Here is a 19,992-nt window from a genome sequence, read left to right on the forward strand (position 1 = left end):
CGTCTGCCAGGGTGTGAGGTGTCCCGCGTTGGCGGGCAACAGTGGTCACGGCTTTGACCGGAGCAGGTGAGGCGCGAGTGCAATGAGTGAAATCGATTCCCTGTGCGGACAGGCGCTGGCGGATATCGCCGCGGCGCAGAGTCCGGAGGCGCTGGAGCAGTTGCGGGTCGCGCTGTTGGGCAAGAGCGGCAGCATTACCGCCCAGCTCAAGCAACTCGGTGGCTTGGCGCCGGAACAGCGCAAGCAGGCCGGCGAGGCGATCAACCGCGTGCGCGATACCGTGTCTGCGGCGCTGGCCGCGCGTCGTGCGCTGTTGGACACCGCCGCACTGGACGCGCGCCTGGCGGTCGAGCGCATTGATGTGACCTTGCCGGGGCGGCGTGGCGAACGCGGTGGGCTGCATCCGGTCACCCGCACGCTGGAACGCATCACCGAGATCTTCGCGCGGCTGGGCTACGAACTGGCCGATGGCCCGGAGATCGAGGACGATTGGCATAACTTCGAAGCGTTGAATTTCCCGCCGCACCATCCGGCGCGGGCGATGCACGATACGTTCTACTTCGGCAATGGTCGCTTGCTGCGCACCCACACTTCCGGTGTACAGGTGCGCTACATGGGCACGCATGCGCCGCCGTTGCGCATGATCGCCGCCGGCAAGGTTTATCGCAGCGACAGCGATCAGACCCACTCACCGATGTTCCACCAGGTCGAGGGCTTGCTGGTGGACGAGCATTCGACCTTCGCCGATCTCAAGGGCACCTTGTCCGAGTTCGTGCGCGCGTTCTTCGAGCGCGATTTCCAGATGCGTTTGCGTCCCAGCTATTTCCCGTTCGTCGAACCTGGCGCCGAGGTCGATATCGCCTGGCAACAGCCCGATGGCAGCACCCGCTGGCTGGAGGTGCTGGGCTGCGGCATGGTGCATCCGAATGTGTTGCGCAGCGTCGGCATCGATCCGGAGCGTTACACCGGCTTCGCTTTCGGCATGGGCGTGGAACGGTTCGCGATGCTGCGTTACGGCGTCAACGACTTGCGCGCGTTCTTCGAGAACGATGTGCGCTTCTTGCGGCAGTTCGCCTGAATTCCCGCCCGGACCCGTTGCGCAGGACACGCAGGAGCATCGGCTCCGGCGGTCCGCGCGTGGTGCCATCCGAGTCCTGAGTCCAGAATCCCGAGTCCCGGAAACAGCATGAAATTCTCTGAAAACTGGCTACGCAGCCACGTGCCCACTCAGGCCACGCGCGAGCAGCTCGCGGCCACCCTGACCGCCATCGGCCTGGAGGTCGAGGAGGTTGTGCCGCTCGGCGAGGCGTTACAGCAGGTGGTGGTCGCGCGGATCGTCGCGACCTCGCCGCATCCGGAGGCCGATCGGCTCCAGGTATGTCGGGTCGATGCCGGGCAGGGCGATGCGCTACAGATCGTCTGTGGCGCGCCGAACGCCCGGCCGGGACTGGTCGCGCCGCTGGCGCTGGTCGGCGCGCAGGTTGGCGGCATCGCGATCAAGCCGGCCACGCTGCGCGGCATCGCCTCCAACGGCATGTTGTGTTCTGCCAAGGAACTGGGGCTGGACAACGATGCCTCCGGTCTGTTCGAACTGCCCGACGATGCCCCGGTCGGACAGCCGCTGGCCGATTACCTGGGCCTGCCCGACGCCAGTATCGAGATCAAGCTCACTCCCAACCGCGCGGACTGCTTCGGCGTGCGTGGCATCGCCTACGACGTGGCCGCAGCCTGCGGCAGCGAGGTGTTGCCGCTTGCGCTCGCGCCGGTGGCGCAAGCCAGTGTACGCGCACTGGAGGTATGTCTGGATGCGGGCGCCGCGGCACCGCGCTATTGCGGTCGCGTGGTCGAGGATCTCGATTCGACTGCGAAGACGCCGCTGTGGATGGCCGAGCGCTTGCGCCGCAGTGGTGTGCGCCCGGTTTCGCTGCTGGTGGATATCACCCAGTACGTGATGCTGGAACTGGGTCAGCCGATGCATGCCTTCGATCTGGACACCCTGCATGGCCCGATCGGTGTGCGTCACGCCCGCGCTGGTGAGACGCTGCCCCTGCTCGACGGTCGCGAGGCCACGCTCGACCCTAGCTTTCTGGTCGTGACCGACGCCGATCGCGCGGTCGCGCTGGCGGGATTGATGGGTGGTCACGCCACCCGCGTCACCGAGACCACCCGTCATGTCTTCCTGGAGGCCGCGCATTTCGCGCCAGCGGCGATTATGGGCCGTGGTCGAAAGTTGGGCCTGCATACCGATGCCGGCCACCGCTTCGAGCGCGGCGTGGACCCGGGATTGCCGCGGCAGGCGTTGGAACTGGCGACCCGGCTGGTGCTGGAACTGGCGGGCGGGCGCGCAGGTCCGGTGGTCGAGGTCGAGCGAAGCGAATTTCTGCCAACGCCGGCGCCGATCACGCTGCGCCGTGCGCGCATCTTCCGCGTGCTGGGCATCGAGATCGCCGATGCCGAAGTGCAGCGCATTTTGCAGGCGCTGGGCATGGAGGTGATGGCGTCGGCGCATGGGTGGCAGGTCACCGCCCCGAGCCGTCGCTTCGACATCGCGCTGGAAGAGGATCTGATCGAGGAATTGGCCCGCATCCACGGCTACGATCGCCTACCGACCACGTTGCCCAGTGGCGCGGCGCGCATCGCCATGGGCAGCGAGACGTGCGTGGACGAGCGTAGCGTGCGCGCGCAGTTGGTCGCCCGCGATTTGCTGGAAACCATCAACTACGCCTTCGTCGACGCAACCCTGCTGGATCAATGGGGTCTGCGTGACGGGCGCGTGGCGCTGGCCAATCCGCTCAGCACCGAGTTGGCGGTGATGCGCCCGTCGCTGTTGCCGGGGGTGGTCGCCGCGCTGGGGCGGAATGTGGCGCGTCAGGCCGGGCGCGTGCGTCTGTTCGAGATGGGCAAGGTCTTCGCCGTTGCGACCAGTGTCGATGCGGCGCCGGGCGAAACGCAGCGCGTGGCCGCTGCGGTGTGCGGCGATGCCGATGCGCTGCAATGGGGCTTGCCGGCGCGCAAGGTCGATTTCCACGACCTCAAGGGCGATCTGGAGGCCTTGGCCGCCGCGTCTGGGGCACTCCTCGAGTACCGTCCGTCGGCGTTGCCGTTTGCGCATCCCACCCGTTCTGCCGACGTGTACCGTGACGGGACCCGGATCGGTTGGATCGGTCAGTTGCATCCGCGGTTGCTGCAGGCGATGCAGGTCGATGTGGAGGTGATCGGGTTCGAACTGGATCTGGCGCCGCTGGTGGCGCGCCCCTTGCCGCGTGCTGCCGAATTGTCGCGGTTTCCCTCGGTGCGTCGCGATCTGGCCATTGTGGTGCCGGAGGCGGTGCGCTGGATGGCGGTGGCGCAGAGCGTGCGGGCTGCGGTCGGTCCACTGCTGCGGGAGGTGGTGCTATTCGACCGTTATGTCGGTCCCGGAGTCGAGGTGGGTTGCAAGAGTCTTGCTATGGGCTTGATTTTGCAGGACAACTCGCGCACTCTGACAGACCGCGATGTGGAGGCGGTGGTCGCCGATGTGGTTGCGGCGCTGGCCCGCGAACACGATGCGCGGCTGCGTGGTTGAGACGGATAGGGGATAGCAGGGTAATGGCGTTGACCAAAGCGGAAATGGCCGAACGGTTGTTCGACGAAGTCGGGCTGAACAAGCGCGAGGCCAAGGAATTTGTCGATGCATTCTTCGACGTGCTGCGCGAAGCATTGGAGCAGGGGCGGCAGGTGAAACTGTCAGGTTTCGGCAACTTCGATCTGCGTCGCAAGAACCAACGGCCCGGTCGCAATCCCAAGACTGGCGAAGAAATCCCGATCTCGGCGCGGACGGTGGTGACCTTCCGCCCAGGGCAAAAACTCAAAGAGCGCGTGGAGGCATATGCTGGATCCGGGCAGTAACCGCGAACTTCCGCCGATTCCGGCCAAACGTTACTTCACCATCGGTGAGGTCAGCGAGTTGTGCGACGTCAAGCCGCACGTGCTGCGCTATTGGGAAACCGAATTTCCCAGCCTGGAGCCAGTCAAACGGCGCGGCAATCGCCGCTATTACCAGCGCCACGACGTGCTGATGGTGCGGCAGATTCGTAGCCTGCTGTACGAACAGGGGTACACGATCGGCGGCGCGCGGCTACGTCTGGAGGGTGAGGGCGCGCGTCAAGAGTCGGCGTTGAGCAACCAGATCATCAAGCAGGTGCGGCAGGAGTTGGAAGAAGTGCTACAGCTTCTGCGCCGATAGCGCCAACCGGGCCAAAACCGCTATACTTGCCAACGCGCCGTCAGGCGGGTTCGCCGCGATGGCGGATGTACACACCGGGGTATAGCGCAGCCTGGTAGCGCACTAGTCTGGGGGACTAGTGGTCGTCGGTTCAAATCCGGCTACCCCGACCAATTACATATGCCGTCATGTCACGGAATATCACGGAACCCCTGAGAAATTAGGGGTTTTTCTTTGTCTTGGTGTCTTGCAAGTTCCCGGAACAGCACTGGATATCACGCAAGTTTGGCGGTGCGGTTGGCGGTATGCGGCGGACTCCTTGGTGCCGGACTGTCGAATGGATGCCGCCAAGATGCCCAAGCGAATTGCCCCGCTGTCCCCGTCCCAAGTTCAGAATGCCAGGTCGCAGGCCAAACCGTACAAGCTGCGCGACGGCGGCGGGCTGTTGTTGACATCCGTGCAGCTGGGAGTGCATCGGACAGCGTAAGCAGATATGCCTCCTTGGCCATCACCGCGCCTCCATGTTTCTTGTTTTTTGCTACTTGCGTGGCGTGGAAAACGTAGCTACATGCCGTACGTAACCCTGATGCCGGTTAATCCATAAAGATCATCAAAGTCTTCTCTGTCGGCTCCTGCGACACAAGCAGGACCACTTCCGGCACCTGCAAGGTGAGGATCACTGTATCTGCGCATGACAAATAGTTTTGCATGCTTCGGATAGATGGCTGAGGGCGCGCTCAAGATTCTGTTGCGCCAGGCTGAATTGGATCATGGCAAAGCCATGTGGCACGCCAGTGGGTGTGTAGAGTGGTCGATCCGTGAACGGCGCAAGTTCCGGGCGGGGTATGCTTATCCGCATTATCGTTGCTACGTCGAATACATATTATCAGTCGGAGGTGTTCGGAATAAGGTTCACCATTTATTCATGCCGGTTCAACACTATGTGCCAGAACGGCTCCTGCCACAGGGGCGCTTGCTTGGAGGCCGAAAAATCGTTCCTAAAATCCAGAGCTGCAATGAATTTTGGTTCTAACCGTCTTGTTCTCCTTCAGTGCGCAGTGTATTGTCAACTTGTCGAGACATTACGCATAAATGTCGGCAGGCAAAAGATGCTTCAGAAAGTGTGGCATGGATGAAGCATGATGATGCAGATACCTGTCGTTGAAGTCTTGGACGATATTTTTAACCATTTTGCTGACGCCACCAAGACCACCAAGAGGGCCTTATGGAAAAACTCACCAGAAGAATAAAATCCCGACTCGGGTATATAGCTGACATCCCGGACATTCGCGACTTTCATTACATTCCGGATGAAGCCTTGATGAGTAAGCTGCCGCCTGCTGTCGACCTGAAGCCGGCTTTTCCGGTCTATGACCAGGGCCGGATTGGCTCCTGCTCGGCAAATGCCCTGGCGGGTGCTGTCCAGTATGAAAGGGCCGCTCACGGTGAATTGCCTAATTTTATTCCCTCACGCCTTTTCATTTACTACAACGAACGCGTCATTGAAGGCAATGTGAATTATGACTCGGGAGCTATGCTGCGCGACGGGATAAAGTCACTGCATAAACTAGGTGTTTGCCCAGAAAAAGACTGGCCGTATAACGTCACGCCGCCGGCACATGACGGCGGCGTTTTCCCTCCGGGCACTGCGGTAAGAAAGAGGCCCAATGCTGCCTGCTATAAGGAGGCATCCAGGTATGTCATTACCCGCTATGAACGTGTCCATCAGGATATTTCTCATCTGAAAGCCTGTATTGCCAGCGGGACTCCCTTTGTGTTCGGATTCCAGGTTTACGACAGCTGGATGAATGGCACTCAGCCTCCCGCCACGCAAATCCCGATGCCGACGCAGAATGACAAGGTGCTCGGGGGGCATGCCGTCCTGTGCGTCGGATATGATGACAGCACACAGCTGTTCCGTATCCGTAACTCATGGGGGGAAGGTGTTGGGGAGAAGGGGTATTTTTTAATGCCCTATGACTATCTGGCCCATCCTCAGCTGGCCAGCGATTTCTGGATGATCCGAATGGTCAAAAACTGAAATCGAGTTAACCGATATTTGCTTAACAGTAAGTGGTAGCCGTAGAGTGGGTGGTGTCGCGATAAAGATGGTTGGTATAAAATTCCTGCTACCACCACTTTGCTTTGGCCCGCGATTAAGAAGAGCGCGACACCGCGAAATTCTGCGATTTCTATCGCGATAGTTGTAAATGGAAGAGAATCTGCCGAGATGTATCGGGATGGGCATGACGGGCCTGCTGATACAGTGCATGGGCGCTTGCAGCAGGTCCACGTCCTGGCCGGTATGACGTTGTTGCGGACTGACATACCCGATGCCGCTGTGCCGATGCGCGGGTCGCACCAATGGACGCGCTCTCTGGCGGCAGCAACCGCGCCATCGCCTTGTCCTTGAACTGCTGTCCGTATCGTGCCACGTGAACCTCTCGTTATCGCCCCCACTGCAAATCCTATCCGGGCGACAACTACTCTGACATGGGGTGGAGGTTCGCCGGCAATCTCAGCTGCGCCGATTTGATTCCCAGTTACCGGTGACCAAGTATCGCAAGGCTTGACATCGAAGGCCGTGACAACACGATTAGACTGTGCGGATGCCAAGTGTTGCCGCTCGTATCGCCACCTTGCTGCGCGAGTTGTCGCTCCTGCCGCATCCGGAAGGTGGACGCTATGCGCGCGTGCACACCTCTGCGCTGCTGGTACAGCATGGGGAGCGCGAGCGACCGGCATGTACCGCGATCCGGCTGCTGCTGGAGCACGGGGAGATCAGCCATTGGCACCGTATCGATGCGGATGTGACCTGGCATTGGGAAGAGGGCAGTGTGCTGGAATTGCTCAGCTTCGACCCGCACTACGGCTTGCAGCGCTATCAGTTGGATTCCAGCGTGCGCGGCGGCATGCCCTCGGTCGTGATTCCTGCGGGGACCTGGCAGGCCGCGCGCCCGCTTGGTCGATATTGTCTGTTGGGTTGCATGGTGGCCCCCGGTTTCCTGTGGGAAACCTTCGAGTTGCTCGCGGCCAGCGATCCGTTGGCGGCGCATTTACCCAAGTTGGTCGACTGAGGCGGCGTTGCCGCGATGCCTGTAACCCGGTGCGTTGCGCATGCGTCGATGCCTTGCCACTCGCGAACGGTGCCAGTGCATTGTTCGCTGTGGTTTACCTGCGTGGGCCTCAGCCTGCGGCGCTCCGCGGTCGGGCAATGCTGCCGAGTTGCGGCCAGCGCGTCAGCACGGCGGCGCGGATGCCAGCGGCGTCGATGCCTGCTTCGGCCAGAAGTTGTTCGCGGCTGGCATGGTGCTGGAAAGCGTCGGGCAAGCCCAGGTGCAGGAGCGGAAGCGACACGCCCTCGGCGTTGAGTAGCTCCGCCACACCGGAACCGGCGCCGCCAGCGATCACGTTGTCCTCGATGGTCACGAATCCCGCATGGCTTTGTGCGAGTTCAAGCAATAGCGTGCGGTCCAGTGGCTTGACGAAACGCATGTTGACCACGCTCAGGCCGAGTTCGCGGCCAACTTGTTCGGCCGCCGTCAGTGTTGCGCCGAATGCCAGCAGCGCGAGCGTCATGCCTTGCACACGGCGCTGCGCCTTGCCGATCGGCAGGGTGTCCAGCGTCGCCGCAGGGGCGACGCCCGGACCGGCGCCGCGCGGGTAGCGCACCGCTGCTGGGCCACGATGGCGCAGGCCCGTGCTGAGCATCTGCCGACATTCGGCTTCATCGGCCGGGGCCATCACCACCAGATGCGGCACGCAGCGCAGGAAACTCAGGTCCAGATTGCCGGCATGGGTGGCGCCATCCGGTCCGACCACGCCGCCGCGATCGATCGCGAACAGCACATCGAGCTGTTGCAGCGCCACGTCATGCACCAGTTGATCGTAGCCGCGCTGCAAGAATGTGGAATAGATCGCCACCACCGGCTTGGCGCCGTGGACGGCCATGCCGGCAGCCAGCGTGACCGCGTGCTGTTCGGCGATGGCCACGTCGAAATAGCGTTGCGGATATTCCTTGCTGAAACGCACCAGGCCCGAGCCCTCGCGCATCGCCGGAGTGATCGCCAGCAACGCCGGTTCGGCTGCGGCCATGTCGCAGATCCAGTCGCTGAAGACATCGGTATAAGTCGGTGCCTTGGTCCCTTGTTTGGACACTAGGCCTTTGCTCGTATCGAACGGACTGACTGCGTGGTAACCGATTTGGTCGCCCTCGGCCAGTTCGTAGCCTTTGCCCTTGGTGGTGATGACGTGCAGCAACTGCGCGCCTTTCAGTGTCTTGAGCGTCTTCAACGCGCCGAGCAGGGCCGGCAGGTCATGGCCGTCGATCGGCCCGGTGTAGTGGAACCCCATCTCCTCGAACAACGTGGATGGCACGAACATGCCTTTCCAGTGTTCTTCCCAACGACGCATGAAACGTGCGGTCCGGTTACGCTTTTTGTCGCCGAGGATCTTTTTGCCGCTCTCGCGGATCGCATTGAGGGTCTTGCTGCCGGTCATGCGTCCGAGCATCTTGGTGACCCCGCCGACCGCTTCGGAGATCGACATGCGGTTGTCGTTGAGGATCACCAGCAGGTTGGGCTCCGGGTCCATGCCGCCGGCGTGGTTCAGCGCCTCGTAGGCCATGCCCGCGGTCATCGCGCCGTCGCCGATCACCGCCACCACCTTGCGTTCGTCGCCCATGCGTTGCAGCGCCACGGCCATGCCCAGTGCGGCCGAGATCGAGGTGGAGGAATGGCCGACGCCGAACGTGTCGTACTCGCTTTCTTCGCGTTTTGGGAATGGCGCCACGCCGTCGGCCTGCTTGACCGTGTGGATGCGGTCGCGGCGTCCGGTAAGGATCTTGTGCGGATAGGTCTGGTGGCCGACGTCCCACACCAGTTGGTCCACCGGTGTGTCGTAGAGATAATGCAGGGCCACGGTGAGTTCGATCACGCCCAGCCCGGCGCCGAAATGGCCGCCGCTCTTGCCGACGCACTCGATCAGGTAGGCGCGCAGTTCCTCGGCGATGGCAGGCAATTCCGATGTTTCGAAACGGCGCAGGTCGGCGGGGATCTGGATGCGCGCAAGGCGCGGATAGCGGGTGGAGTCGATCATCGGAGTGCAGGGTCAGCGACCGGGATATTTTCCTCCCCATTCCGGGCATGGGCAAGTAACCCGTCCAACGGCCAAACGTTGTGGCACGGATGATCGCCGGGGTGCGGCAATCGGTCGCAGGGTGCGGCGTGGGGCGTGTCGGCTTGCGGATTTACCGCGAGAGTTTGGAGCGCTTGGGTAGTTGTGCCTTCAGGAACGACATCTGGTCGGCAAGGATGTTGCGATTGGACAGGATCAGGTGTTCGATCCAGCTCGGTCGGTACGGCACCGCCAGCAGCGGCATCGACGCCTGTTGCGGGGTGCGGTTGCCCTTGCGCGAGTTGCAGTGGAAACACGCAGTGACCACGTTTTCCCAAATGTCGCGCCCGCCCTTGGAGACGGGCAGGACATGGTCGCGGGTTAGCTGCGGACGGCTGAATTGCTGGCCACAATACATGCACAGTTGTGCGTCGCGGGCGAATAGTGCGGTGTTGGTCAGCGTGGGAGTGGGATCCAGTGCGCGTGAGCGGGCATGGCCGCGCGCGGCGATGATCGGGTGCAGGTGCAGCACGCTGCGCTCGCCGCTGGCGCGCGATAGGCCACCGTGGATCTCCATGCACGGCTCGCCCAGGGTCCATGCCACTGCGCCGCGTGCGTAGAGGCAGGCGGCGTCCTGCCAGTTGATCCAGTCCAGTACGCGACCATGCGCGTCCAGCGACAGCAGACGCACCGAAGGTAGACGCGTGGAGCGCGGAGAGGTCGCCGTCGGAACTGCCTCCGACGCGGCATGGGCCCCGGTATCGATCAGACCAAGCGTGATTGTGTCTGTCTCCATCGAGTAAACAGCTTATACCCGATTGTTGACGGTTTGTGTATCTGCTAGTGCGGCGGATCCGCATGCCGGGTCGTATCTTCGCGTCAGGCGGCGATGTGCCCTGTATCTTTTTAAGCCTCGGACGGGCTCAGAACTGTGCGTCGGCCAGTGTCATCAGCGGCTCGGCACCGGCATCGATCGCTGCGGCGTGGGTCAGCGTGCGTGGTAGCAACTTGGTGTAGTAGAAACGGGCGGTTTCGCATTTGGATTGTTTGAATGCTTCGCTATGTGTCGAGGCAGATGCGGCGGCGACACTGCGCGCCCACCAGTACGCCAGCACCACATAGCCGGAATAGAACACGTAGTCGTAGCTTGCCGCCCCGAGTTCGTCGGCGTTGCTGGCGGCACGTTGCAGGATGCGCTTGGTAAGTGCTGCCCATTCCTTTGCTTTCTCGCGCAGCGGTGCGATGAACTCTGCCAGCGCTGGCGTGTCGTGGTGTTCGGCGAGGAATGCCTCGATCTGCGCGAGGAACAGCGTCAGTCCGGCGCCTTGGCTGGAGGCGGTCTTGCGCCCGATCAGGTCCAGCGCCTGGATGCCGGTGGTGCCCTCGTACAAGGTGGTGATGCGCGCGTCGCGCGCCAGCTGCTCCATGCCATATTCGTGGATGTAGCCGTGGCCGCCGAAGCATTGCAGCGCGTGGTAGGTGGTTTCCACTGCCCATTCGGTCTGGCAGGCCTTGGAGATCGGGGTCAGGAAGCTGACCAGCACGTCGGCCTGTTCGCGCTCGGCCGGGTCGGTGGCGCTGTGGGCGATATCGATCAGGCTGGCGGCATGCAGTGCCAGCAGTCGGCTGCCTTCGGTCAGGGCCTTCACTGTGAGCAGCATGCGGCGCACGTCCGGATGCACCAGGATCGGATCGGCGGGTTTTTCGGGTTGTTTGGCACCGCTGAGCGAACGCGATTGCAGGCGCTCGCGCGCATAGCGCAGGGCGTTCTGGTAAGCGCGCTCGGACAGCCCCAGGCCTTGCAACCCGACGCCGAGTCGCGCCGTATTCATCATGGTAAACATCGCCTGCAGGCCCTTGTGCGGCGGCCCGATCAGATAGCCCTGGGCACCGTCGAAGTTCATCACGCAGGTGGCCGAGCCATGGATGCCCATCTTGTGTTCCAGTGCGCCGCAGCGCAGTGCATTGCGTTCGCCGAGTCTGCCGTCGCGCGCGACCCTGTATTTGGGCACCACCAGCAGCGAAATGCCCTTGGCCCCTGGCGGCGCGTCCGGTAGCCGTGCCAGTACCAGATGCACGATGTTTTCGGTGAGGTCGTGTTCGCCGGCGGTGATGAAGATCTTGGTGCCGCTGACCGACCACGTGCCATCGGCGTTGGGCTCGGCCCGGGTCTTGAGCAGACCCAGGTCGGTGCCGCAGTGCGGTTCGGTCAGGCACATGGTGCCGGTCCAGCGGCCATCCACCAGTGGCTTCAGGAAGATCTCTTGTTGCCACGCTTCGCCATGCTGCTTGAGCGCTTCCACGGCGCCGTGCGACAGCAGCGGGAAGTTGCCCCAGGCGAGGTTGGCGGCGTTGACCATCTCGTTCAACGGCGCGCTCAGGGTATACGGCAGACCCTGGCCGCCGAACGCGACGGGCGCGGTCAGCCCGGTCCAGCCCCCCTCGGCGAATTGCCGGTAGGCGTCGCGAAAGCCGGGCGCGGTGGTCACCGTGCCGGTGCTCTTGTCCAGCGTGCATCCATGCTCGTCGCCGATCCGGTTCAGCGGCGCCAGCACGGTGCCTGTGAAGCGTGCGGCTTCTTCCAGCACCGCGTCGATCAGTTCGGCGTTTGTCTCGGCATGGCCCAGGCGTGCGAACAGTGCTTCCACCTGCAAGACGTCGTACAGAGCGAAGCGAAGATCGTTCAACGGGGCCTGGTAGATGCTCATGCGATCGCTCGTGACATGGGCCGCAGTGCGGCCGAGAGTTTCAGGATACTACTGCGTACGGGCTGTGCTGCCGAGGAAGCGCTCCGAAGGTGGGGCCGTGTCGGGATCGCCGCATGCCCTGCGATGCCAGGTGCATGTGGCGCGCTGGGCGTGTCTAATGTCGGTCACCAGTGGGGGCGACGGTGCATGCTCGCTTACTCACCCTCATGCTCGGCATGGAAGCGCACCACAGGTGATGCAGGGGGCGATCAGCGCAGCACGCCGTCCAGGCCGGGTGCCGGCGAGAGCGTGTTGTGCGTGTCGATGGCGAAGGTGCGCTGTTTCTTTTCTTCGGGCGTGGCCGCGATGCTGCCCTTGAGCGTGTACTCCAGGCTGTGTTGGCTTGCCAGCGCATCGGCGATGGCAAGGCGTGCTGCAGAACTGGGCTGCACGGCGACGTCGATCACATCCGCCGTTTCCGGGCCGATCGAAATTCCGGGTGTCGCCTGCACCGTGCCAGCGGCCTCGCCACCCACACCCAGGTCCAGGCGTAGCCTGTCGTAGCGCATGGGAATGCTGCTGTAGTTCTGCAGTCGTAACTCCACTTTCCAACTGCCATTGGGATTGACGGTGAGCTGCTGCACGCTCGCAGCCGGGTCGGACACGCGCCGCACCATGCCATCCCCGCACGCGCCCAGTAGCGCCGTGAATATCATCAGCAAGCCGAGGCGAAGCGGGTGACGCATGAGCGAAGTCCAGTGGGGTGTCGACATCGGCGAAGGATACTACGCACCCCGCAAAGCGCTTGTGTCCGGGTGACATCGCCGTGTTCTCGACGGACGCTAATGGGGCGCCTGCTCGGACCGGCCTGTAGTCAGGTCAGGCCGCGACGGAGTGTGCGGTGCAAGAAGAAAAAGCGCCGCAGTCCTCGACGATGCGGCGGGCGGTTTTCGTGGCGGCGTTCGTTTATTGGGCAGATCCGATGCCAAGGGGGCTTGGTCCTTGGTCAGGCTGGCCCTTGCTGTGTCGGTCAGCATATGGAAGGTCGAAACAGCGTGGCTTGCCCAATCCCTATTGCATCGCTATGATGCGCGCCTCGCACCGGTCCTGCCGCGTTGCGCAGTGGCCGAGTAGCTCAGTTGGTAGAGCAGGGGATTGAAAATCCCCGTGTCGGCGGTTCGATTCCGTCCTCGGCCACCATTAGCTCCAGAGCTTTCAGCGACGCAGGCTATCGCATCGTTTATTGAGGTCTCCCCGGTGGCTTCGCGGATCAGTTCGCCAGAATGTCGGAGCGTGATGGCGTGGCTGTTGCAATAGGCCGCCGAGTTTGGCATGCGGCGGTGTCTCTCGCTATGCCGATTTCCCAACGGGAGCCGGACGCTGTCAACTTGTTGCTTTGCAGCAGAGTGACCGCCAACCGCAGCATCCCTTTTGCGATGCATTCGTGAAATCTTGTCTACAAAAGTAGACAAATGCGAAAAATGATTCTTCTTTCGTGACGATTCACTCAACAGGTGACGCGTGCGGTCGTAATCATGTGCGCGGCCGATGGGGACCATACAAACGGCCAATCTGGGGAGTTGCTGATGAATGTTAAACTTGCATTAATTGCCCTGCCCGGGCTGTTGGCATTGATCGCTGCTGGCGACGTTCTTGCTGTGACTGCAATGAAAGCAGAGCCTGGGGTTGGCCTGGATCATCCAGATGCAGAGGGGCCTTACATCGAACAGATTGGGTCCGAGTGCATGATGGTCGACACTTACCTGCAGCAGCATGATGGTGTGTCTAAACGGGTGGTCATGCGTGAGCCGGTGGAGTGTGCCGACCAGCAGAAGGATCGATCACTGGCTAAGCTCGCCATGTGAGTCGGCGCGTATGGCTCGCTGGGGCCTGTCTGACCCAGCTGACGCCGTTTGCCTGCGTGGTGGCGCGCTTCCTCTGGTGCTCCAAGACCGTGGTGGATATTTTGCCTGACCGCCAGTGAGGTTCTAGGCGGTTCAGCCGACTGTGCTCTCACCCTAAACACTTTCTAAGCTGAGACTTTTGTCTCTCCGAGTCGGCGCCTGCGTCTTTCGCCGATTCTGGTACTGCCGCTGTGTGCCGCGCAGCCGGTCAATTCGGTGGCCGAATTCGATCTCGGTCGTTATGCCGGGCAGTGGTGCCAGATCGCGCATCCTGCCGAAAAGAACGGCGTTGCCGATATCAATCACGGCGGGCTATGGGGTGAGCGACGATAGGTCAGATCGGTGCGCGCAACGCCTGTCGGACCGGAAGCGGCGCCATGCTGTTTGCTGAAGGCGTCGCACGGCTCCTAGGCGCTGTCCGCGCCCAGCCGACAGCGACTCGTGACGCCTTTTAGTCGCTCTTAATGAATGAAAGCCGCGCGTGCTGCGGCGAGCAGGTCCGGGCTGTCGCCTTCGCGCAGGGCCTGCAACGCTGTGCGGTCGCCGGTCAGTTGTGTCGTGGTGAACCATTGCGCCATTGCAGGGAAGTCGCCGCCACAGCCGTTCCATACGATGCAGATGGTCTCGCCGACGTTACTGAGGTCGTTCTCGTTCAGGTATCCAAGGGTGCCATCGCGGGCGAGCCAGTCAAGTGCGCGTTGCGCATCCTCTGGGGCACCGTAAGCGGCGCCATCGATCAGCGACAGCATGTCGCTGGTGTTTGCCAGCCTGCCTGCTTTGTGCCGTTCGGCACGGCGCATGCCTTGCAGTACGGCTTTGATGCGGTGTTCGTGGGAAATGTCAGTCATGGCTGCGGGGTAGTTTGGCAGAGAGCGTCGGCGATGGCGAATCGACCCGCAGGTCCAGCTCGCCGTCTAGCAGGCGTGCCCGCAATGGGGCGCCGGGTTTGACTTGTGTCACCGAGCGCACGACGTTGCCAGTGTCGGTGTCGGTTAAGATGGTATAGCCACGCGCCACTGTGGCGAGTGGGCTGATCGCCTCCATTGCGCGCGCCAGCGCGCGCAAGCGTTGGGTCTGGACCTGCAAGCGTCGCGCCATCGCGACAGGCAGATGCCGGCCCAGCGCTTGCAACCGGGTGCGTAGCATCGCAAGCCGACGCTGCGGCTGGGAGGTGCGCAGGATCGCGGCAGCATGACGTAACTGTGCCTGTCGGCGTTCTTGCTGCTGCTTCCACAGTGCGGTCAGCCGGCGTGCGGCATCGCGTTGGCGGCGTTGTAGCAGTTGCAGTTGCACCTGCGGACTTTGCGCTTGCAGGCGTAGTAACGCTTGGTCGGCGCGCTGTTGTGCCTGGCGCAGGCGGTGCCGTTGCCAATGCTGCAATGCGCTGTGTTGGGCGGACAGCCGAGCGGTAATGTCGCGTTGGTCGGGCGCCAGCAACTCTGCCGCGACCGACGGTGTCGGCGCGCGCAGGTCGGCGGCGAAATCGGCCAGCGTCACGTCGGTCTCGTGGCCGACCGCCGACACCACCGGTGTGTTCGAGGCGGCAATGGCGCGCACCAGATGCTCGTCGTTGAACGCCCAAAGGTCTTCCAGCGAACCGCCGCCGCGGGTCAGCAGGATCGCGTCGTAGCGCTTACAGGCATCGGCCTGGCGCAGCAGTATTGCGATCTGCGCGGCGGCGCTGTTGCCCTGTACCAGGGTCGGCAGAATGTCTACCTGCAGCAGTGGCATGCGCCGGCCGAGTACGCTCAGTACATCGCGCACCGCGGCGCCGCTGGGCGAGGTGATGACGGCCAGGCGGCGCACGAAAGCGGGCATGGGACGCTTGCGTTCGATCGCGAACAGGCCTTCGCCAGCGAGTTTGGCCTTGAGCGCTTCGAATGCACGGCGCAGCGCGCCTTCGCCGGCTTCTTCCAGGTGCTCCAGCACCAGTTGGTAGTCGCCGCGCGCCTCGTACAAGGTGAGGCGACCGCGTGCGAGGACGCGCAGGCCCTCGCGCGGTACGAAAGGCAGCCATTGGCTTTTGGGCTTGAACATGGCGCAGCGCACCTGTGCGCGCGCATCTTTGAGGGTGAAGTACAGGTGCCCGGATGTGGGGCGGGTCACGTTGCCCAGCTCGCCTTCCACCCATGCCAGCGGGAATGCGCTTTCAAGTAGATCCCGGGCCAGCGTATTGAGCTGGCTGGGGGTGAGGATCTGGTCGGTGCGATCGGGCATGCAGGTGATGCGGTGGCGTGCTGGCGACTATCCTCGCATGTCTGTGTCTGGTATCGGCTGCGCCAGCGACGTAGGCGGGCATGGTGCAAGTATAGAATCCCGCGCATGTCCGAACGCCTCGATCTCCATACCGTCGCCGCCGCGCGTCGCATCGACGCACAGGCTGTCGCATTGCTGGGGGGGGATGGTGATCGGCTGATGCAACGGGCTGGTCAGGCCGCGTGGCAGACGCTGTTGCAGCGTTGGCCGCAGGCGCAGCGGATTTGTGTGGCCTGCGGCAGTGGCAATAACGGCGGCGATGGCTACGTGCTGGCGCGTCTGGCGCATTGCGCCGGGCGTCAAGTACGCGTGGTGCAGTTGCCGGAGTGTGGGCCGCAGTCGCCGCTGGCGCAGCGTGCCTGCACCGACTACATCGGCGTCGGTGGTCGTATCGTCGTGTTCGATGGCGTGCTTGAACCGGCCGATGTGGTGGTCGATGGACTGCTCGGCATTGGCTTGAATCGCGCGCCAGATGCTGAACTGACCGGGTTGCTCGGTGCGCTGGCCGGGCTTGGTACGCCGGTGTTGGCGCTGGATGTGCCTAGCGGAGTGGATGCGCAGTCCGGTCGCGTGCCTGGTGCGGCGTTGCCGGCGACGTTGACCCTGCAGTTCATCGTCGCCCATGCTGGGCTGTATACAGGTCGTGCGCTGAACTATGTGGGCGAGCGTGCTTTGGCGACGCTGCAGGTGCCTGCCGCGGCGTTTGCCGGTTGCGTGCCGTTGGCCGCGGCCTGGAACGCCGCCGTCCTGCGTGGTCAATTGGTGCCCCGGCGCCGCGACAGTCACAAGGGCGATGCCGGTCATGTGCTGTGCATCGGTGGTAATCATGGCAGCGGTGGTGCGGTCATGCTGAGCGCCGAATCGGCGCTGCGTTGCGGTGCTGGATTGGTCAGCGTTGCGACTCGTAGTGCGCACGTGGCACCGCTGCTGGCGCGTTGCCCAGAGGCGATGGCGCATGCGGTCGAGGGCTCGGAGGCGCTGGCGCCGCTGTTGTGCAAGGCCGATGTGGTTGCGCTTGGTCCGGGTCTTGGTCAAGACGACTGGGCGCAGGCGTTGTGGCATGCCGCGCTCGCCAGCGACGTCGCGTTGGTGGTCGATGCCGATGCGCTGAATCTGTTGGCGCAGGCGCCGCGCCCGTTGCCGCAGGCGGTGTTGACGCCGCATCCGGGCGAAGCCGGGCGCTTGCTCGGTTTGACCGCCGCGCAGGTGCAGCGCGACCGTTTTGCCGCTGCTGCGCTGCTGGCCGATCGCTACCAGGCTGCGGTGGTACTCAAGGGCGCTGGCAGCATTGTCGCCGTGCCAGACCAGCTGCCCCGCGTGATCGCCGCCGGTAATCCAGGCATGGCGGTTGCCGGTATGGGCGATCTGTTGACCGGCGTGATCGCTGCGCTACGTGCGCAGGGCCTGGCTGCGTTCGAAGCGGCCAGCGTGGGCGTGCTGCTGCACGCCTGCGCCGGCGACCATGCTGCTGCGGCCGGCGGCGAGCGTGGCTTGCTGCCCTCCGACTTGCTGCAGGCGTTGCGGCGTCTTTCCAATCTGGAATCCGAACGATGAACTTACAGTTGTTTCTGCCCGACAGCGGTGCCACCGAGCGCCTCGGGCAGGCGCTCGCCGCCACGCGGCCAGCGCAGGCCGCCGTGCATTTGCACGGTGATCTGGGTGCAGGCAAATCTACCCTGGCGCGCGCCTTGCTGCGTGCGTTGGGTGTCCGGGGGGCGATCCGCAGCCCTACCTACACCTTGTTGGAGCGTTATCCGCTGGCTGACGGAGAGGCATGGCATCTGGATCTTTACCGTATAGGTGCCTCTGGGGAGTTGGATTTTCTGGGCCTGGACGAAACAAGTGCCACCCTGTGGCTGGTGGAATGGCCCGAGCGCGGTGGTGATGTGCTGGCGCCGTCGGATCTGGATGTCCTCCTGGCCCTGCACGATGGTGGGCGCATGGCGCAGGTGCGTGCCGGCACTGCGGCAGGGAAGGTGTGGCTGACCCAGATCGTCGATCAGGATGACTTGCGTCAACTTTTTCTTGGCTGACGCTAAAAAGTGGAAGCAGGTTATGGATTATTAAGGGAAAAATGCTTGCGTTTGTGTCGTCGCGATGCTTGAATCAGTGGTATGCGCCTGGGGATACGAGTTTTAGCCTGTTCCGCCATCGCCGCAGGCTGGTGCCTGGCGGCGCATTCGGCGTTTGCAGGTCAGGTTCAGTCGGTCTCACTGGATAACAGCGCAACCGGCACCCGCGCAGAGATCCGTTTGCAGGGCAACGGTGGTTTCAGCACCATATCGTTGGCTCACCCCGATCGGCTGGTGGTGGACCTTGCCGACTCTTCCGCAGTCAAGGGTCTGAAGCTGCCCGTCGGCAGCGGTGTGGTCAGTGGCGTGCGTACTGGCCATCCGGTGCCGGGTACCTTGCGCATCGTGTTCGACCTCAGCAACCCGGTGGTCGCGTTCAAGCCGCAGATGCAGACCATTGGCGGTAGTTCGGTGTTGGTGATCGAGTGGCCGGGCGATGCAACGATGAGCACGTCCGTTGCAGTTAGCGACCCGCCGCCCTCGGTATCCGCAGTGCCTGCATTGCCGCCGCCTGTTGCCAAGCCTGACTTGGACCCACGTGCGGAAGCCGCGCGCGCGACGGCGGCATTGACCGCTTCTGTAGTGCAGCATGCGACCCAGCCGGTCGTCGTGGCTACCTCCCCGCCGGTAAGCGATACCGCCGCTGTCCCAGTGGTGACGGAGTCGACGCGTATACCGCTTGCCAAGTCTGGCGCTGGCGTGACCACGGTGGCGCAGAAAAGCTTGAGTCAGCCCCAAGTAGCGCCGCCGCAGGCCATCGAACCGGCCAACGACCAAGACGATCCGGCGGTGGCCGCGGCAGTCGAAGCGCGGCCGGTGATGCCGAGTGCGCCGTCGCGGGTGCGGATGAGGCCGGGCATGCGGCCGTTGATCGTGGCCATCGACCCCGGACATGGCGGTCAGGATCCTGGAGCCACCGGCCCCACTGGCAAGCACGAGAAGGACGTGACCCTGGCGATCGGTCGCGAACTGGCCCGCCAGATCAATGCAACGCCCGGCATGAAGGCATACATGACGCGCACCACTGATGTGTTCATCCCTTTGCCGATGCGCGCGCAGAAAGCCCGTGCGGCCAAGGCCGACATCTTCATCTCGATCCACGCCGATGCTGCGGAGAGTCGTAGTGCAAGTGGTTCGTCGGTGTATGTACTATCGACCAAGGGTGCTTCGTCGCAGCGTGCACGCTGGTTGGCGGACAAAGAGAATGCCGCCGACCTGGTAGGCGGCGTGCGTTTGCTGAGAACCGATAGCACTTTGGCCAGCGTGTTGCTGGATTTGGCCCAGAGCGGGCACATGAAGGCGTCCGAGGATGCGGCCGCGCATGTGCTGGGCGGGCTGAAGGAAATCGGCAACAACCACAAGCCAGAGATCGAGCGCGCCAACTTTGCCGTGCTGCGGACCTCCGACATGCCGGCGATGCTGGTCGAGACCGCTTATATTTCCAATCCGGAAGAAGAGCGTCTATTGACCGAACCCGCGTATCAGCGCCGTATCGCCAGTGCTGTGCTTGAAGGTGTGAACACCTTCTTTACCCAGCAACCGCCTCCGGGCACGCTGTTCGCCGCGCGCGCGCAGGCCGAGGCGGATGCGGCGGCAGGGACGGTCGCCGGCGGCAACCGCTGACGCGCTCGGCTATCATGGCCGACCAATCCTCGATGGTGGCGTCCGCGCCGTGTGCCGTGCCGATGTGCGTTTTTTGCTGGTGTCCTTGCTCTATCGTTGAGACCGGCGCGCCGATACGGGCATGCGTCGCG

At 63.2% G+C, this 19,992-nt stretch carries 16 protein-coding genes and 2 tRNA genes; 12 read left to right on the forward strand and 6 right to left on the reverse strand.

The window, feature by feature from the left end; genetic code table 11:
* The first annotated feature begins 82 nt into the window (after positions 1-82).
* From pheS to XaFJ1_RS05125, 7 genes are all read left to right on the forward strand, one after another.
* Entirely contained in the window at positions 83-1,078 is a 996-nt protein-coding gene (gene pheS, locus XaFJ1_RS05095) for a phenylalanine--tRNA ligase subunit alpha (protein ID WP_012915597.1), read from the forward strand.
* A 108-nt stretch (positions 1,079-1,186) separates the two neighbouring features.
* Positions 1,187-3,565, forward strand: coding sequence for a phenylalanine--tRNA ligase subunit beta (gene pheT, locus XaFJ1_RS05100; RefSeq protein WP_012915598.1), 2,379 nt, complete (start codon positions 1,187-1,189; stop codon positions 3,563-3,565).
* 23 nt (positions 3,566-3,588) lie between these two features.
* The gene (locus XaFJ1_RS05105) at positions 3,589-3,888 is read left to right on the forward strand and encodes an integration host factor subunit alpha (RefSeq protein WP_012915599.1); all 300 of its coding nucleotides are present in this window, start codon (positions 3,589-3,591) and stop codon (positions 3,886-3,888) included.
* Entirely contained in the window at positions 3,869-4,225 is a 357-nt protein-coding gene (locus XaFJ1_RS05110; RefSeq protein WP_009597860.1) for a MerR family transcriptional regulator, read from the forward strand. Before XaFJ1_RS05105 ends, XaFJ1_RS05110 begins: the two co-directional genes overlap by 20 nt.
* Positions 4,226-4,300: 75 nt before the next feature.
* Positions 4,301-4,377 (forward strand) — tRNA-Pro (locus tag XaFJ1_RS05115).
* Between the two features lie 1,052 nt (positions 4,378-5,429).
* A complete protein-coding gene (locus XaFJ1_RS05120; protein ID WP_012915601.1) occupies positions 5,430-6,245 on the forward strand; it encodes a C1 family peptidase in 816 nt (271 codons plus the stop codon).
* Between the two features lie 568 nt (positions 6,246-6,813).
* Positions 6,814-7,281, forward strand: coding sequence for a cupin domain-containing protein (locus XaFJ1_RS05125; RefSeq protein ID WP_012915602.1), 468 nt, complete (start codon positions 6,814-6,816; stop codon positions 7,279-7,281).
* A 109-nt stretch (positions 7,282-7,390) separates the two neighbouring features.
* On the opposite strand, the gene dxs is transcribed toward XaFJ1_RS05125, so the two are convergent.
* The 4 genes from dxs to XaFJ1_RS05145 form a co-directional block, all read right to left on the reverse strand.
* Positions 7,391-9,301 carry a 1-deoxy-D-xylulose-5-phosphate synthase gene (gene dxs / locus XaFJ1_RS05130; protein WP_012915603.1) on the reverse strand — a complete coding sequence of 637 codons (1,911 nt, stop codon included), beginning with the start codon at positions 9,299-9,301 and terminating at the stop codon, positions 7,391-7,393.
* A gap of 151 nt (positions 9,302-9,452) precedes the next feature.
* On the reverse strand, positions 9,453-10,115 hold the full coding sequence (locus tag XaFJ1_RS05135; protein ID WP_012915604.1) for an HNH endonuclease: 663 nt from the start codon (positions 10,113-10,115) through the stop codon (positions 9,453-9,455).
* A 127-nt stretch (positions 10,116-10,242) separates the two neighbouring features.
* Positions 10,243-12,027, reverse strand: a complete 1,785-nt coding sequence (locus tag XaFJ1_RS05140) for an acyl-CoA dehydrogenase C-terminal domain-containing protein (RefSeq protein ID WP_012915605.1) — start codon at positions 12,025-12,027, stop codon at positions 10,243-10,245.
* Between the two features lie 248 nt (positions 12,028-12,275).
* Positions 12,276-12,752, reverse strand: a complete 477-nt coding sequence (locus XaFJ1_RS05145; RefSeq protein WP_012915606.1) for an LEA/WHy family protein — start codon at positions 12,750-12,752, stop codon at positions 12,276-12,278.
* Between the two features lie 378 nt (positions 12,753-13,130).
* On the opposite strand from XaFJ1_RS05145, the gene XaFJ1_RS05150 reads away from it, so the two are divergent.
* Together XaFJ1_RS05150 and XaFJ1_RS15785 are read left to right on the forward strand one after the other, a co-directional pair.
* A tRNA-Phe gene (locus XaFJ1_RS05150) sits at positions 13,131-13,206 on the forward strand.
* A gap of 386 nt (positions 13,207-13,592) precedes the next feature.
* The gene (locus XaFJ1_RS15785; protein WP_146084074.1) at positions 13,593-13,871 is read left to right on the forward strand and encodes a hypothetical protein; all 279 of its coding nucleotides are present in this window, start codon (positions 13,593-13,595) and stop codon (positions 13,869-13,871) included.
* Between the two features lie 500 nt (positions 13,872-14,371).
* On the opposite strand, the gene XaFJ1_RS05155 is transcribed toward XaFJ1_RS15785, so the two are convergent.
* On the reverse strand, positions 14,372-14,758 hold the full coding sequence (locus XaFJ1_RS05155; RefSeq protein ID WP_012915608.1) for a hypothetical protein: 387 nt from the start codon (positions 14,756-14,758) through the stop codon (positions 14,372-14,374).
* Positions 14,751-16,127, reverse strand: coding sequence for an exodeoxyribonuclease VII large subunit (xseA, locus tag XaFJ1_RS05160; RefSeq protein WP_012915609.1), 1,377 nt, complete (start codon positions 16,125-16,127; stop codon positions 14,751-14,753). The genes XaFJ1_RS05155 and xseA overlap by 8 nt, the downstream gene beginning before the upstream one ends.
* 105 nt (positions 16,128-16,232) lie before the next feature.
* On the opposite strand from xseA, the gene XaFJ1_RS05165 reads away from it, so the two are divergent.
* From XaFJ1_RS05165 to XaFJ1_RS05175, 3 genes are all read left to right on the forward strand, one after another.
* Positions 16,233-17,720, forward strand: a complete 1,488-nt coding sequence (locus XaFJ1_RS05165; RefSeq protein ID WP_012915610.1) for a bifunctional ADP-dependent NAD(P)H-hydrate dehydratase/NAD(P)H-hydrate epimerase — start codon at positions 16,233-16,235, stop codon at positions 17,718-17,720.
* Positions 17,717-18,199 carry a tRNA (adenosine(37)-N6)-threonylcarbamoyltransferase complex ATPase subunit type 1 TsaE gene (gene tsaE, locus XaFJ1_RS05170; RefSeq protein ID WP_012915611.1) on the forward strand — a complete coding sequence of 161 codons (483 nt, stop codon included), beginning with the start codon at positions 17,717-17,719 and terminating at the stop codon, positions 18,197-18,199. Before XaFJ1_RS05165 ends, tsaE begins: the two co-directional genes overlap by 4 nt.
* Positions 18,200-18,280: 81 nt before the next feature.
* Complete coding sequence (locus tag XaFJ1_RS05175; RefSeq protein ID WP_045756777.1) at positions 18,281-19,861, forward strand: N-acetylmuramoyl-L-alanine amidase; 1,581 nt, start codon at positions 18,281-18,283, stop codon at positions 19,859-19,861.
* The last annotated feature ends 131 nt before the right edge of the window (positions 19,862-19,992 follow it).

Source organism: Xanthomonas albilineans (assembly GCF_009931595.1).
In the GTDB taxonomy this organism is placed as follows: Bacteria; Pseudomonadota; Gammaproteobacteria; order Xanthomonadales; family Xanthomonadaceae; genus Xanthomonas_A; species Xanthomonas_A albilineans.